This is a genomic window from Pseudoalteromonas sp. SIMBA_162, assembly GCF_046535955.1.
Classification (GTDB): Bacteria; Pseudomonadota; Gammaproteobacteria; order Enterobacterales; family Alteromonadaceae; genus Pseudoalteromonas; species Pseudoalteromonas marina.
On the sequence record NZ_JAWJBQ010000298.1, the window covers coordinates 1 to 278 of the forward strand.

The 278-nt window shown below is 64.4% G+C and carries 1 protein-coding gene; it reads right to left on the bottom strand.

Annotated elements, in window-relative coordinates; translation table 11 throughout:
- Positions 1-278 (bottom strand): 4Fe-4S double cluster binding domain-containing protein (locus R0J88_RS19765; protein WP_410900841.1); only part of this gene is annotated, 278 nt, incomplete at both ends.

The window sequence follows — 278 nt, forward strand, 5'->3', positions numbered from 1 at the left end:
GGCGAAGCGATTCCAGGGGCAGACGATCTGGCAGTCATCGCAGCCGAATACCCGGTTGCCGATCAGCGGGCGCAGGTCTTCGGGGATGGCGCTTTTGAGCTCGATGGTCAGGTAGGAAATACAACGTCGGGCATCCAGCACATAGGGGCCGACGAAGGCGTTGGTCGGGCAGATGTCCAGGCAGGCGGTGCAGCGGCCGCAGTGTTCCGTGGCGTGGGGCGCGTCCACCGGCAGGGGCAGGTCGACGAACAGTTCACTGAGGAAGAAGTAGCTGCCGG